At 43.6% G+C, this 14,236-nt stretch carries 11 protein-coding genes, 1 tRNA gene and 1 pseudogene; 7 read left to right on the top strand and 6 right to left on the bottom strand.

Annotated elements, in window-relative coordinates; genetic code table 11:
• Window positions 1-137 precede the first annotated feature (137 nt).
• Window positions 138-228 (bottom strand) — tRNA-Ser (locus tag MTF70_RS23500).
• Window positions 229-557: 329 nt separating this feature from the next.
• On the opposite strand from MTF70_RS23500, the gene MTF70_RS23495 reads away from it, so the two are divergent.
• Complete coding sequence (locus MTF70_RS23495) at window positions 558-1,238, top strand: MaoC family dehydratase (RefSeq protein WP_005375670.1); 681 nt, start codon at window positions 558-560, stop codon at window positions 1,236-1,238.
• Between the two features lie 63 nt (window positions 1,239-1,301).
• Here MTF70_RS23495 and MTF70_RS23490 read toward each other — a convergent pair whose 3' ends face one another.
• Window positions 1,302-2,126 carry a phosphate ABC transporter substrate-binding protein gene (locus MTF70_RS23490; RefSeq protein WP_064354614.1) on the bottom strand — a complete coding sequence of 275 codons (825 nt, stop codon included), beginning with the start codon at window positions 2,124-2,126 and terminating at the stop codon, window positions 1,302-1,304.
• Window positions 2,127-2,392: 266 nt separating this feature from the next.
• Between MTF70_RS23490 and MTF70_RS23485 the strand changes: the two genes are divergently transcribed.
• Entirely contained in the window at window positions 2,393-2,746 is a 354-nt protein-coding gene (locus MTF70_RS23485; protein ID WP_017635751.1) for a DUF3024 domain-containing protein, read from the top strand.
• Window positions 2,747-2,779: 33 nt separating this feature from the next.
• Here the strand turns inward: MTF70_RS23485 and MTF70_RS23480 are convergent, their stop codons facing one another.
• Together MTF70_RS23480 and rnb are read right to left on the bottom strand one after the other, a co-directional pair.
• Window positions 2,780-3,589 carry an AraC family transcriptional regulator gene (locus MTF70_RS23480; RefSeq protein WP_017635750.1) on the bottom strand — a complete coding sequence of 270 codons (810 nt, stop codon included), beginning with the start codon at window positions 3,587-3,589 and terminating at the stop codon, window positions 2,780-2,782.
• Window positions 3,590-3,660: 71 nt separating this feature from the next.
• The gene (gene rnb, locus MTF70_RS23475; RefSeq protein WP_248394442.1) at window positions 3,661-5,664 is read right to left on the bottom strand and encodes an exoribonuclease II; all 2,004 of its coding nucleotides are present in this window, start codon (window positions 5,662-5,664) and stop codon (window positions 3,661-3,663) included.
• Window positions 5,665-6,077: 413 nt separating this feature from the next.
• Here rnb and MTF70_RS23470 point away from each other — a divergent pair, with 413 nt between their 5' ends.
• Window positions 6,078-8,009 carry a DEAD/DEAH box helicase gene (locus tag MTF70_RS23470; protein ID WP_005375680.1) on the top strand — a complete coding sequence of 644 codons (1,932 nt, stop codon included), beginning with the start codon at window positions 6,078-6,080 and terminating at the stop codon, window positions 8,007-8,009.
• Window positions 8,010-8,081: 72 nt separating this feature from the next.
• On the opposite strand, the pseudogene MTF70_RS24460 reads toward MTF70_RS23470, so the two are convergent.
• Window positions 8,082-8,732 (bottom strand): annotated as a pseudogene (locus tag MTF70_RS24460) (EAL domain-containing protein).
• A gap of 363 nt (window positions 8,733-9,095) precedes the next feature.
• On the opposite strand from MTF70_RS24460, the gene MTF70_RS23455 reads away from it, so the two are divergent.
• The gene (locus MTF70_RS23455; RefSeq protein ID WP_017821080.1) at window positions 9,096-10,289 is read left to right on the top strand and encodes an acetate/propionate family kinase; all 1,194 of its coding nucleotides are present in this window, start codon (window positions 9,096-9,098) and stop codon (window positions 10,287-10,289) included.
• A 69-nt stretch (window positions 10,290-10,358) separates the two neighbouring features.
• Here MTF70_RS23455 and MTF70_RS23450 read toward each other — a convergent pair whose 3' ends face one another.
• Window positions 10,359-11,288, bottom strand: coding sequence for a LysR family transcriptional regulator (locus MTF70_RS23450; protein WP_248394440.1), 930 nt, complete (start codon window positions 11,286-11,288; stop codon window positions 10,359-10,361).
• Window positions 11,289-11,416: 128 nt separating this feature from the next.
• Here MTF70_RS23450 and MTF70_RS23445 point away from each other — a divergent pair, with 128 nt between their 5' ends.
• From MTF70_RS23445 to MTF70_RS23435, 3 genes are all read left to right on the top strand, one after another.
• Window positions 11,417-12,331, top strand: a complete 915-nt coding sequence (locus tag MTF70_RS23445) for an alpha/beta hydrolase (protein ID WP_017821078.1) — start codon at window positions 11,417-11,419, stop codon at window positions 12,329-12,331.
• Window positions 12,332-12,403: 72 nt separating this feature from the next.
• On the top strand, window positions 12,404-13,342 hold the full coding sequence (locus MTF70_RS23440; protein WP_005375705.1) for an alpha/beta hydrolase: 939 nt from the start codon (window positions 12,404-12,406) through the stop codon (window positions 13,340-13,342).
• A 205-nt stretch (window positions 13,343-13,547) separates the two neighbouring features.
• A complete protein-coding gene (locus tag MTF70_RS23435) occupies window positions 13,548-13,850 on the top strand; it encodes a hypothetical protein (protein WP_005375707.1) in 303 nt (100 codons plus the stop codon).
• Window positions 13,851-14,236 lie beyond the last annotated feature (386 nt).

Genomic DNA, 14,236 nt, shown 5'->3' with positions numbered 1-14,236 from the left:
CCCGCTAAACATTAGCGGGCTTTTAACTGGAATATAGTGAAGTGCTGGATTCGCTTACGAGCGAGGATTTCTAAATCTCGTTTTTGTAAGAGCTAAAACGACGAGAGCTCGCAATAAATGCGAGCTCTCTAAATAAGTGGCGGAGAGATAGGGATTTGAACCCTAGATACGCTATTAACGTATGCCGGTTTTCAAGACCGGTGCTTTCAACCACTCAGCCATCTCTCCGTTGTGGGCGGTATAATAAGGAGCATAGTCCGACTTGTAAAGTGCTGAATTATAATAGAAGTACTGTTTGCTTGTTTTATGGTCACTGATCTGATGTTGGACAGTTTGAAAACGGAGTGAAAAAGGGACAAAAAGTACCAATTTATAGAGTTTTTACTTTATATTGGCGCACGTCAATAAAATGGTGTTTTATTGTTATCTTGCTGATATATAAGACATAACATGCTTTTAGGGTACATGTGTTCGCCCGAAAGTATTTGCAAGACTTTGTGAACTAATTCAAAATTAACTGGTATAGCCAGTTGTGCTTAGAATTCTTAAGGGTGTTTATGAAGGTCACAAATCTATTTAAAGACAAAGTTGATGCGATTTCTGCTCATCAATCCGAGTTTATGAATTGGATGTCTCCAACGTTACGCGATTATTGGAGTGACTTTTTGGGGAAAGCTCAAAATAGCTTTCTTTTCTCAAAAGTTCGTGATCACCAGCAGCCAGCCGTCAACGAAGAAGTTGCACCTCAACCTGCACCGATCGTAATGGCACCTGAGGCTCAAAAGCTTTATGACGAGTTAAGTGAAAAAATTGGCGAAGTTATTCACACTGGTGATTGGGTTCATGTGTCTCAAGAACGTATTAACCAATTTGGTGCGGTAACGGAAGACATGCAATGGATTCATACTGATCCAGAGCGTGCTTCAACTGAATCTCCATTTAAGACAACTATCGCTCATGGCTTTTTAACATTAGCATTGCTGCCTAAACTGACGGATTCAGTCGATCCAGACAAGCCAATGTTCCCAACAGCTAAGATGGTAGTTAACTTGGGTTTAAACCAAGTCCGTTTCCCTTACCCTGTCAAAGCAGGCAATAATGTTCGTGCAGTCAGCACGTTAACAAAAGTAACGCCAATCAAAAAAGGTTTGGAGATTGAGCGCGAAATTAAAGTGGAAATTGAAGGTATTCGTCGACCTGGTGCGGTTGTGGTCTCTGTAATTCAACTGCATTTCTAATTCCGAAACCGGATAGAACACGACATAGTAAAAGAGAGCATCAAGGTGCTCTCTTTTTCATTTTTACTGATTAAAGTTTTTTACTGGCGTATAACCGTAACCTGCAATCGCTTTTTGTCCCTGCTCTGAACGAAGGAAAGCGATAAAACCTTTACCTGCATCGCTAATCTTATCTACTTTGTATAGCACTAGGAATGGTCGCGCCAACTTGTACTTATGATTGCTAATGTTTGTCGAGGTTGGGTCAATACCATCTAACTGAATCGCCTTGATCGAGCGATCTACTGACCCTACAGAGATAAAACCAATGGCGCGAGTGTTATGGTTAACAATGGTTTTTACCATGCTGTTGCTGTTTACAACCAAGTTGTTTGGGCTGATATCCGAGACAAGGCGATCATTAACGATTTTGGTCAGTCCCAGCAAGCTTTCGAAGCTGTAACGTGAACCTGAAGACGCTTCTCTAGTAACCACCGCGATAGGCTGATCTGCGCCCCCGACCTCTTTCCAATTCTTAATTTTACCTTTGTAAATATCAAATAGTTGTTGCTGAGAAAGGTTTTCTACAGAGTTGGTACGGTTTACAACAACAGCGAGGCCATCATAAGCGATAGGGTATACATTGAGATCTTCACCTTTTTCGCTTTCAGTCAGATAGCGAGAGCTCATGCCTATTTCGGCTACTCCTTTATTGACCATGGTGATACCAGCACTCGAACCAATGCCCTGAACAGCAACGTAATCGTCTGGGTGTGTTTTGTTGTATTCCTCAGCAAGTACATCCATCACACGAGCAACCGACGTTGAACCTGAGATGTTGATTTCTTTTGCAATGGTAGGGAGGGAGACTGCTATGGCCAATAACGTCGCCACAGTAAAACGTAACATATTAAACTCCATATACGGGATAAAGCAGAGTTTATGATATTGCGTTCAGGTTACACTTTTGTGAACTGTTAGCGCTAAACAAAGGAATTGTTTCTAGTCAAGAGGTGATGGAGCTAGCGTTTCCAAGTGGATTGAGATGATAATCTGGGCAAATGATAATATAGCTATCTTATACTTGAGTTAGGTAGATAACTACCATCGGTGATGATGTAAAGGTTATATACTAGGATCGACAGCTCTAACTATCATCCATCGGGAGAACGTTGATGTCAGTGTCCCAAATGGCGACAAGTCGTTTATACAAATCAGTTCAATCGCTCTGTTCTGCGCGTAATGCTAACTTGCCTGTCGAACAGGGCAAGTGCCTCTATGAGCTAGTAGAAAATGGCGTTGAGCTTCATCGGGCGCATTTTCTCCTCGACTCCCAGCATAGCGAGTATACTTCTCCCGTCGCGAAGATCATGTTTGATGAGGACAACCAACTTTGGTATTTCTATGTTCCCACATATCACAACGAGCTGTTAAGGTGGGTGCCTTATAAGCCACTTCCATTTAGCCGAATGCTTGAGGACTTACTCAACGAGTTGGAGCGCGATCCTCAAGCGTGTTTTTGGGAATAGGGCGAGCCCAACGGATGCGAATGCCGACATGATTTATACTTTAGGCCTAACAACTTGGTTTCTAAAGTCTTTGGGGGTCATGTTGTAAACGGATTTAAATGCTGTACTGAAATGCGCTGCACTTTTAAAACCAGACTCAAACGCTATTTCTGTTATTGATTTTTCTGACTTGCGCAGTTGGGTTGCTGCGAAGTTTATCCGTTTCACCTTTAATATCTGAGAAAACGAAAGATCATCTGCGGCGAGGCGACGTTTTAAGGTCGCGATGGACATGCTCATATGAGCCGCTAAGCCTTCTAGCGTGATGTCTTTTTCAATATTACCCTCAATGTACTTAATGGCTTTTTGAGAGTCGCTCAGGCTACTTGCATCATCTATGATAGATAGAATGTTTGGCTCTACCTCAACCATCAACGACAGCAATGCCATTGCGATATGGCTTTGTGTGTAGTCTGGAGCGTTGCGACTCGCTAACTTAACCAACATGTCCTTCAATTGTGCTACTTCGCTACTGGATTGCGTTGAAAAAGGATAGAAGCGCCTTTCTTCCGTTTTGGAACGTAGCATCGGGTGCGCTTTCTTAAAGTCACAGAATATGTTTGGGTTGAAGACCAAAGCCAATGCTTTAAAGCCTCCGTCACTAGAGACGGCTTCTGCACTGCTCAGATCTGCGGAGTTATAGAGTGTGAAATCTCCGGCTTTAAGTTCAAATTGCTCGCCATTAGGTTGATGAACTAATAGGGCACCTTCTTCAACAATATATAACCCATTATGTGTTGCAGTGTAACGCTCACTTTTGCGCGCAGTGAAGTGATTAAAGCGAATGATCTCAATGTTCGGCATACTCTTTCTTATCGTTTTACATAACAAATAAAAAAGGCGCTCAATAGAGCGCCTTTTAACTTCATTCGGTATTACTCACTTACAGTCTGTTCTGTTTGTGCTGCTGGTTGTTCAGCGAATACCTGGGTTGGCTTTGCAACTAAACTGCGGTTTTCTTGGTTTACGTCCGTAAGGACAATTTCCAATGTATCCCCAAGTTTGTATACGACCTCTTTATCGATAGAGATGGTACCGTTGTCGCCATTGCACTCAATTCTTTCTTTATTATCAAGAATTAGTGCACCAGGAATAAAGGCTGCTGCGCCATTTTCGAGAAGTCGGACACGTGCGCCTGCACGATTAATATCGAAAATCTCACCTGTGAAACAAGTTTTCTTACTCGGCTCATCAGCAAGCGTGCGTGCATATAGCCAATCTGAGACATTTCGCTCAGCGATTTTATGATGTTTACGATGTAGAGCTAGCTCTTCGCCTACTTGGTCATCTGGTTTTTGTACGGGTTCTTTACCAAGGATGACGGCCTTCAACATACGGTGGTTGATCATATCACCGTATTTACGAATTGGTGATGTCCAAGTTGCATAGATGTCTAAACCCATTGCGTAATGAGGCAGAGGCTGATTACCCACCTCACTGTATGCTTGGAACTTACGAATGCGGTTATCTAGATAAGACGTTTCTTGAGCTGCCAACCAGCGGCGCAACGCAGCAAAGCCTTCTAGCGTAGCAATAGACTCCGCTGTGAACTCCAACTGGCCTTCTGGATTGACAAGTTGAACCACTTCTTCAATCTTCTCGTTCTTGATACCTGCATGCGTATTGAAGACACCTGTTTCAAATTTATCGCGTAATGTACGACCTGCACAGATGTTTGCGGTAATCATGGATTCTTCAACAAGACGGTTTGCACTGCGGCGCATGTCTGCGTGGATAGCGATTACATCGTTATCTTCACTGAGCTCAAAACGGTAGTCAGGACGATCAGGGAAGACCACTGCGTTTTTCTCACGCCATTCAGCGCGAGCAAGAGAGAACTCATAAAGATCACGAACGATGGTCGCGATCTCTTCAGATGGCTGCCATGCTTCAGAGCTGCCGTTTTCTAACCAATCAGACACGTGATCGTATGCTAGGCGTGCATGTGATTTGATGTTTGCCGCGAAGAATTTAATATAGTCGCCAATCACACCATCTTTACTTACCGTTACGGTACAGCAAATAGCAGGGCGGGTTTCACCTTCAATCAGAGAACATAGGTTGTCCGCTAAATCACGAGGTAACATCGGGATGTTGCGGCCTGGAAGATAAATAGTATAGCCACGCTCACGCGCTACTTTATCCATTTCATCTTCAGGTGTGATGTAGGCGGTTGGGTCCGCAATAGCGATGGTGAGTTCGAAATCGCCAGATACGGTTTTCTTCGCGTACAGCGCATCGTCCATATCTTTAGTCGATTCACCGTCGATAGTGACGAATGGAACATGAGTCATGTCTACGCGTTCTAGCTCCGCGTCGTCTTTCAGTTCCCAGTTATCGATGCCTGCTGGCTCAGAGTTTGGTAGATCGTTTTGAGCAAGCGTTACCCACCAAGGCGCAATTTTATCATTCGCGTCAGTGATTTTTTCAGAAATTTCTACGAAGAAAGAGTTATCGCCTTTTAGAGGGTGGCGAATAAGATGTGCGACAACCCAATCACCTTCGGCGAACTCGTCAGGTTTTAGACCTTTCTTTAGTTTCGCTTTAAGAGATAGCTTTTTAAGCTGTGGGTGATCAGGTGCTACGTTGAGCTTGCCTTTGAACATTTTTACTCGACCAATAAAGCGAGTCACGGCTTGTTCCAGCAGCTCTTGTGGCTCTGCAACTTCGCGTTCATTTTCGGTGCGGATAATGGCGATGACTTTGTCACCGTGCATGCACTTTTTCATGTACGCAGGCGGGATGAAGAAGCTCGTCTTACTATCCACTTCCAAAAAGCCAAAGCCTTTATCTGTGGCTTTTATTGAGCCTTCTTTTTTAGGCAGGTTTTCTTGGATTTGCTGCTTAAGCTGAGCGAGTAGTGGGTTATCTTGAAACATCTTTTCTTAAATTACCTATGGAGTTGGGCACACTATAATCATTGCGAGCTATTATTACTACCTGTGGAGCGTAATTTCGCCGTGAATTTTGCCAATTTAACCACGAGAAATTGGCTTAAATATTGATGAAATTCTCATCTGTGAGTTACGCGAATCTACGGGGAATGGTAGGGTTGGTGGAAAAATATGCTAAAAATACCATTGTTGAGAATAAATTGTGATGTAATTCAATTTTTTCTGGATTTTTTTATGCTTTTAAGGAATAATCCGCCTCCCTTAGTCGTCCCTAATGGCTTATCGCGGTTGTGTACTGTGCTGTGTTCCCGTCTGAATGGAATCAGTATCTGGATGGATCAGTATCGAATTGGAAGAGCATATGGGACTGTTTTTTTGTTTAATTAAGTAGGATCCCAATGCAAGATTCTGTTATTCAATTCAGTGATTTATCTCTGAATGATTCTATCCTTTCTGCTCTAGACGGAATGGGTTTCGTGTCACCAACTCCAATTCAGGCTGCGGCAATCCCACACCTATTGGAAGGTGCTGACGCGCTGGGTAAAGCTCAAACAGGTACAGGTAAAACAGCAGCGTTCTCTCTGCCTCTTCTCAACAAACTCGATCTAAACCAACGCAAACCGCAAGCGATTGTACTTGCTCCGACTCGTGAGCTGGCAATTCAGGTTGCAGCGGAAATGAAAAACCTTGGTAAAAACATCAAAGGTTTGAAAGTTCTAGAGATTTACGGTGGCGCATCTATTGTCGACCAAATGCGTGCTCTTAAAAGTGGCGCTCATGTAGTTGTCGGTACTCCAGGCCGTGTTCAAGATCTTATCAATCGCGAACGTCTACACCTAGACGAAGTTAGTACTTTCGTTCTTGATGAAGCAGACGAAATGCTAAACATGGGTTTCGTAGATGACGTAACTGCGATCATGGAGCACGCTCCAGAGTCAGCACAACGCGTTCTGTTTTCTGCAACTATGCCTCCAATGCTGAAGAAGATCGTTGAACGTTTCCTTCGTGACCCTGTAACGGTTGACGTTGCTGGTAAAAACCACACTGTAGACAAAGTTCAACAACAGTTCTGGGTAGTGAAAGGTGTAGAGAAAGATGAAGCAATGTCTCGTCTTCTTGAAACTGAAGAAACTGACGCGTCAATCGTATTCGTACGTACTCGTCAAGATACTGAGCGTCTGGCTGACTGGCTATCTGCACGTGGCTTCAAAGCAGCTGCACTGCACGGTGACATTCCTCAGTCTCTACGTGAACGTACTGTTGATCACATCAAACAAGGTGTTATTGACATCCTAGTTGCAACTGATGTTGTAGCTCGTGGTCTTGACGTTCCACGTATTACGCACGTATTTAACTACGACATCCCATTTGATGTTGAGTCATACATCCACCGTATCGGTCGTACTGGCCGTGCTGGACGTAAAGGTAAAGCGATCCTTCTAGTTCGCACTAACCAAATTCGTATGCTTCGCACTATCGAGCGTGTAACTAAGTCATCTATGGAAGAAATCCAACTTCCTCTACGTGACCAAGTTGCTGAAGCTCGTCTAGCTAAGCTAGGCGCTGAGCTTGAAGCAGAGAAAGAGCACAAAGCACTAGACAAATTTGCTGAGTTGGTAGAGAAACTACAAACTTCTCTAGACATCGACCCTGCAACACTTGCTGCTATGCTTCTTAAGCGTCAGCAAGGCAAACGTCCTCTGTTCTATATTGGCGAAGACCCAATGGTTGAAGCAATTGAGCGTGACAAGCAACGTCGTAAAGAGCGCCGTGAAGGTGGTCGCGACGGCGGTCGTAACTTCAACAACCAAGACTGGGATACTTACCAGCTTCAAGTTGGTCGTGAGCAAGGCGTTCAAGTTAAAGACATCGTTGGCGCTCTAGCAAACGAACTAGGTCTAGGTAAAGGTTCTATCGGTGCGATCAAACTAGCTCAAGGTCACACATTCGTACAGCTACCTAAAGCAATGACTTCAGACGCGGCGAACAAGCTAAGCAAACTACGTATCCGTCAACAAGATGTTGGTGCTGTAGTATGTGACTTCGATGATTTCCGCGAGTCTCGTGGTGGTCGCCGTGACGGTGGTCGTCGCGATGGTGGTCGTCGTGATGGCGGTGGTTACCGTGGCAACCGCGAAGGCGGCAATCGTGGTGGTGATCGTCGTGAAGGCGGTCGTCGCGAAGGTGGTTTCCGTGGTAACCGTGACGGCAACCGCGATGGTAATCGTGAAGGTGGCGAACGTCGTTTCGATCGCAACCGTGGTGGTGATCACCGTGGTGCACATCGTGGTGAACGTGGTCACGGTCGTGGCCGTCGTACAGACGCATAATCACGAGTGATTAAAGCGACGGTTTAAGTTGCTACAAAAAGAATTGAAAGCCGAGCAAAGCGCTCGGCTTTTTTATGCGCGTCTAATACGGTTTTGCTTTTCATCGTGTTTGTTTACCCAACTTATTACTTCGTCTAAGGGCAGGGCAGAACAAGTAACCCTGAATGATGTCACAGCCTCGACTTCTCAAAAAATGCAGTGTGTCCATGTCTTGAACGCCTTCTGCTACGACCGAATACCCTAATCCATGTGCTAGCGCAATCGTGTTCTCAACGATAGAGCGGGAGCCTTCAGTGCGGCTTGCTGTGAAAAGAAATTAACCAGCTTACCTTGAAACGTATTATCAATCTTTCGACGTTTTTGAGGTTATCTCATAATTTGAATCAGTCATTGGCCTTCAGGTTGTGTCATGTCTTCGATAGACTCAAAGTAGTATTTACGATAAGGGAGCCCAGTAAGAGCGTCATGGACGGCATTGCGCTTCTCTCTTTCAGCAACAGTATGAAGCTTTAATATCGAATCGTTGCTCCACTTAATCACCAGCACGACAAAGATACTGCCGCCAAAAAGTATAAGAGAAACCCCCGTTTCTAAGAGAGAAGTAATAGGTTTTTGCATGATAGCGTGCAAAAAAACGGCATAAGCAAAAATGAAACAGCTGATTAACAATAATAGGAAAGTCCACCCGGTTACGTCAGTTTTCGAGCAGATGTTTTTTGTCATCTGCCATCCCCAGCAGAGCAAAATCAAACCTAAGATCACTAATAGAAATGCAATAGTGGGCACATTATTACCCCGATTTATTGATTGGTTTGTTATTTTTGTTCACCCAATAAACAACGTAGCTTATATATCTGACTTTGTACAAATTGACCTATTCATAAATTATGTTTAACAAGTGATATTTTTTAGTCTTCAAATAAAATCAAAACTTGCTACAGATCAACAAAATTTGTTCAATCAAATCGCTTTTACTAAAAGATTGTTGAAAGATTAAAAAATTATTGAATAATAGAGGGGCAAACAAGAAGTACGCAGCGCACAAGCGCTATTACAACCTCTGCTCTACAACAGGATAACTATTTCATGTCTAATTCGTTTGTACTGGTGATCAACTCTGGTAGCTCTTCATTAAAATTTGCTGTTATTGATTCTGAAACCGGTGAAGCTTTGGTATCAGGTATTGGTGAGTGTTTTGGCCTACCTGAAGCTGAAATCAGTTGGAAATATCAGGGAGAAAAAACCGTTGAAGCAATTCCAGCTGGCGGTAACCATCATCAGTACGCTGTTGAGCGAGTGGTAAAACTACTCGAAACTCTAGGTTTGAGCTCAAAATTTGTCGCTGTAGGCCATCGCATTGTCGCAGGCGGTGAAACCTTTAAAGGAACTGTGAAAGTTGATGAAACAGTTATTCAAGAAGTAGAGCGCCTTGCTGAACTTGCACCACTTCATAACAAAGCGAACGCTGAAGGCATGAGAGCGGCAATGGCGGCGTTCCCTTCACTGCCTCAATTTGCTGTATTCGACACTGCTTTCCACCAAACAATGCCAGCCAAAGCCTTTATGTACGCACTTCCTTACGAGCTTTACGAAGAGCATAAAGTGCGTCGTTACGGTGCTCATGGCACAAGCCACTACTACGTAAGCCGTGAAGCAGCGAAAATGCTAGATAAGCCGGTTGAAGAAAGCAGCTTTATCACTGTGCACTTAGGTAACGGTGCATCAGTGAGTGCGGTTAAAAATGGCGAATGTGTTGATACAAGTATGGGTTTGACGCCGTTAGCTGGCCTAATGATGGGCACTCGCTGTGGTGACCTCGACCCAAGTGTTATCGAGTTCCTTTTCCGTAAAGGCTGGGAAAAAGACGAAGTGTTCGAGATGATGAACAAGAAGTCAGGTTTCTTAGGTGTATCTGGTGTGACAAGTGATGCTCGTGGCGTACTAGAAGCAATGGAAGCGGGGAATTCACGTGCGAAGTTGGCATTTGAGATCTTCACTTACCGCGTTGCGAAATACATTACATCCTACCTCGCGGCTCTGGATTCATTAGACGGCATCATCTTCACTGGTGGTATTGGTGAAAACTCACTACCAATTCGTCGTGAAATCTTGAAAAACCTAAAACTGTTAGGTTTTGTTGAAGATCAGAAAGGTAACGAAGATGCAAGATTTGGTAACGCAGGTGTTATTGCAACATCTGAGTTGTTAGGTGCCAAAGCTCTTGTTATTCCTACTAACGAGGAATTTGTGATAGCCAAACAATCGGTTGAGCTATTGTAATATATAACGAAAACAGAAAGTTAAAAGCGAGCCTCGTGCTCGCTTTTTTTACTTAAAGCAATTTGACAATTACTCTTTGGGTTTCAGAGCTTCGCGCTTTTCGATTAAAAAATCCATCAAGACGCGGATTTTTTTCGGCATATGCTCTCGTGAAGGTATATACAAATAAAACCCTGGAAACTCTTTGCACCAAGGTGTCAGAACTCGGGTCAATCTTCCCTCATTTATGTGCTTTTCCACCCATAAATCAATATGCTTCACTAAACCCACACCCTGTATTGCAGCTTGTAACATACTATAGTCATCATTAAAAATAGCATTGCCTTTAGGCTCGAAAACGAGGGTGCGCTTTGCAACATCTGGAGAGGTTAGCGACCAATGATCAATTGTTCCGCTAGAGGTAAAACGATAAGCAAGGCAATTGTGATCTTCTAAATCCTCAGGAGTTTGAGGTAGTCCATTTTGCCTAAAGTATTCAGGAGAGCTCACTATTGCCGTTGTTAACGGCGGAGTAATAGGGATCGCAACCATATGTTCATCTAAGCTTAATCCTAAGCGAATGCCAGCGTCAACGCCTTCTGCGACGATGTTAGAAAACCCATCATCCATGACTAGCTCTAGGCGTATTTTAGGATAACGAGAGAGGAACTCACCTAGATAGGGCTCAATAAGCAGCCGAGCAGCGGTTCTTGATACACTGATACGGATTAATCCCGAAGGCTCAAGATGAGAGTCGTTCAATTCGTTAACGACCTGCTCAATGTTCACCAATGAAGGTTGCAAAATATCAAGCAGACGTTGGCCTTCTTCCGTCAGCGACATACTTCTGGTGGTTCGATTAATTAACCGAACTTGTAGCTGTTGTTCTAACGCTTTTAGGTGTTGTGATAAGGCAGCACGGGTTACCCCCATTTCTAAGGCTGCTTTAGTGAAACTGCGATGGCGAGCAATATGTGCAAACCACGTCAGTGATGAAATTAAAGAAGGTTCTATTCTCATTTGTTAAGTATAACTAAACAGTCATGTAGATAAAACGATATTTATCCGAAACAGTGTGTTGACTAATATTACCTCGAAGCTTAGGTCAGCCTGAGATGAACAGTTAACCTCTAATGGAGAATGTCGCTATGTCTAAAGTCACTTTCAAAAATCTCAATGGTCAAGGTATTGAGATTTCAGCGGTTATCAACTTCCCTACAGATTTTGATGCAAGTAAACAATATGCGGCGGTTGTTGTTTCACACCCAGGTGGTGGCGTAAAAGAGCAAACCGCAGGCCTATATGCGAGTAAACTTGCAAAAAGCGGCATAATTGCCATTGCGTTTGACCGTTCGTATCAAGGTGAAAGTACAGGTGAGCCTCGCCAAATGGAAAACCCTTACACGAGTACTGAAGACGTGAGCGCAGTCGTCGACTATCTGACAACGTTAGAGTACGTCGATAACGATAAAATTGGCGCAATGGGGATTTGTGCTGGTGCGGGCTATAGTGCAAATGCAGCGATCAATGATCGTCGAATCAAAGCACTGGGTATGGTTAGTGCCGTAAACATTGGCCAAATGTTCCGTAATGGTTGGGATAATTCGGTTAACGATGCTGACGCTGTTGGTTACTTAGAATTTGGTTCGAATGCTCGCACAACCGACACGAATGGTACAGAATTCGCGACTATTCCTCTAGCTCCGATGCGTGAAGAAGATGCCTCAAATGCAGAGCTACGCGAAGCTTGGGAGTATTACCACACACCACGTTGTGAACATCCAAATGCGCCGGGTTTTGCTCTAACTCGTAACTTAAACCAGATCATTACTTACGATGCGTACCACAAAGCGGAAGCATTCCTAACTCAGCCAATTCTTGCTGTCGTTGGTAGTGACGCAGGCAGCAAATGGATGAGTGATGACCTGATAGAACGTGCAGCGAGTTCAGATAAAACCTTGTATGCCATTGATGGTGCAAACCATATGTCGCTTTATGATGTTGCCGAATACGTCGATGACGCAGTATCCCAACTCGCATCTTTCTTCCAACGCACTCTTTAATATTCCCGATGAAAGGCTCAATTGCTTCGAGCCTTTCTGCTCTCAAGGCTTTTTACTCTTAAGGTATTGATTATGAATATGCAAAAAATCACTTTTAGAAATGCTGATATGGCTTGGGATATGTCTGCATTAATTTTATTTCCAGAAGGCTTCAATGAATCGAAACGCTACCCAACAATGATAAGCGTTCATCCTTTTGGTAGTTGTAAAGAACAAACATCCAGCGCTGTCTATGGTAAAGCCCTTGCTGAGTTAGGTTACGTCGTGATCGCATTTGACGCGAGCTTCCAAGGAGAATCGGGAGGATTGCCTCGCTACGTAGAAGACCCAAGTCAACGTGTTGAAGATATCAGTCGCGTTATCGACTATGCAGTAACTTTACCATATGTCGATGAGAATAGAATTGGTGGACTCGGTATCTGCGGCGGTGGTGGTTACATGATCAATTCAGCCCTAACCGAAAAGCGCTTGAAAGCTGTCGTAGGTATTACGCCTGTTAACTTAGGCCGCTTGTTCCGTGAAGGCTTTAGTATGTACGACCCTATCGCCAATCTTGAAGCTATGGCTGCACAGAGAACAGCCGAAGCTCGCGGCTCAGAGCTGAAAATCGATGAACTTCTTCCTCCAAATATTGAATTTGCAAAAGAAAATGGATTAACAGAACGAGACGTGTTCGAAGCTACTGAATACTACAAAACATCACGTGGACAAACCGAAGGTGGTGCAACTCGTATGCTGTTTTCACATGCACAGAAAACACTGAGCTGGGATGCCTTTGCATTTGCCGAAACGTTATTGACTCAGCCTGTTATGGCCGTGGTAGGGCAAAAAGTCGGGGCGTTTGGTGCTTATCGTGATGGGCAGGAAATTTATGGCCGCTCTGTTCAATCAAAAGACCGACAGCTGGTTAATTTGGAAAATTGGTCTCACTATGAACTGTATGACCATCCAGAAGCAGTCGGCATTGCAATGGACAAGGTTTCTGCATTCCTTGAAACACACTTAAAATAATCTAATAAGTTAGAAGCGTTTTGTAGAGTTGCAAAGCGCTTATTTTTAACAGCGTAAGATGTAGTTCGAAGCGAGTAGGTCGGTAAATCTTCGTGCGAATAACCTCATCTACAGGCTATTGACTAAATACCACTGCCAAATACTGTTTAAGACAATGTAGACTGAGACCTAATTAAAGGCGTTAGATAGGAAGGCAGTTTAATTCATGCGCAAATCAGATAAGAAGGTCGAGAATCTAATTAGAGAAGTGTTGACCGAAGTTTGTGAAGATACGCTAAAAGGCTACGATGGCTTTCTTTGGGTGACTCATACCGTCAAATTCTCTTCTTTTCCACAAAGTTTAGAAATAGTCTGTGTATTCGAAACGAAGCAAGATCGAGCTAACTTTTTTGAAGGAGAGGGCCGCCAGCATGTTTCCACAACTATTCAAAAGGCATTTAATAAGGTAGGAGTGCAACTAAAGAACGTCAGTAAGCAAATCAGTTACGATACAAAACAAAAGCATTAGCGCAGGCAGCAATGGTCCGTAATAAAATGGTGCTTGGCTACCTTGCTATAAAAATGCAAAGGGCACTGGATGGGCAATGAAGCTTCAGCTCACTTAGATATACATCGGTGTAACTATGAGTTATGGAGTTATGGATTGTGAATACGGTTGGTTTTCTAATGTTGCCTTAAGAGGCCATGATTAGTCGTTTACAATGAGTAAAGTACAAACTTCTGCATGGTGGATATCCGCAGAAAATTATTGAAAAGAAAGGCTCTAGCTGGAGCGGTCTATCATTTTCTTTGGGTTACCTCGACTATGAATAGCTTAATTGCTATGTTTCGCAAAATATATGGAGAATCTCCTGCGCGTTATTTTTCTAGATGCCGTGCAGAATAATGTGTTGA

The sequence above is a fragment of the Vibrio sp. 2CM40D genome, from assembly GCF_023161825.1.
In the GTDB taxonomy this organism is placed as follows: Bacteria; Pseudomonadota; Gammaproteobacteria; order Enterobacterales; family Vibrionaceae; genus Vibrio; species Vibrio alginolyticus.
The sequence above is the reverse complement of the archived record's forward strand: the minus strand, read 5'-3'. Positions and strand labels throughout refer to the sequence as shown.

Coding starts and splice junctions, on each gene's coding strand:
- MTF70_RS23440 (WP_005375705.1), top strand. CDS start 12,404: ATGAATATGCAAAAAATCACTTTTAGAAATGCTGATATGGCTTGGGAT.
- MTF70_RS23485 (WP_017635751.1), top strand. CDS start 2,393: ATGTCAGTGTCCCAAATGGCGACAAGTCGTTTATACAAATCAGTTCAA.
- MTF70_RS23470 (WP_005375680.1), top strand. CDS start 6,078: ATGCAAGATTCTGTTATTCAATTCAGTGATTTATCTCTGAATGATTCT.
- MTF70_RS23445 (WP_017821078.1), top strand. CDS start 11,417: ATGTCTAAAGTCACTTTCAAAAATCTCAATGGTCAAGGTATTGAGATT.
- MTF70_RS23480 (WP_017635750.1), bottom strand. CDS start 3,589: ATGCCGAACATTGAGATCATTCGCTTTAATCACTTCACTGCGCGCAAA.
- MTF70_RS23490 (WP_064354614.1), bottom strand. CDS start 2,126: ATGTTACGTTTTACTGTGGCGACGTTATTGGCCATAGCAGTCTCCCTC.
- MTF70_RS23495 (WP_005375670.1), top strand. CDS start 558: ATGAAGGTCACAAATCTATTTAAAGACAAAGTTGATGCGATTTCTGCT.
- MTF70_RS23450 (WP_248394440.1), bottom strand. CDS start 11,288: ATGAGAATAGAACCTTCTTTAATTTCATCACTGACGTGGTTTGCACAT.
- rnb (WP_248394442.1), bottom strand. CDS start 5,664: ATGTTTCAAGATAACCCACTACTCGCTCAGCTTAAGCAGCAAATCCAA.
- MTF70_RS23455 (WP_017821080.1), top strand. CDS start 9,096: ATGTCTAATTCGTTTGTACTGGTGATCAACTCTGGTAGCTCTTCATTA.
- MTF70_RS23435 (WP_005375707.1), top strand. CDS start 13,548: ATGCGCAAATCAGATAAGAAGGTCGAGAATCTAATTAGAGAAGTGTTG.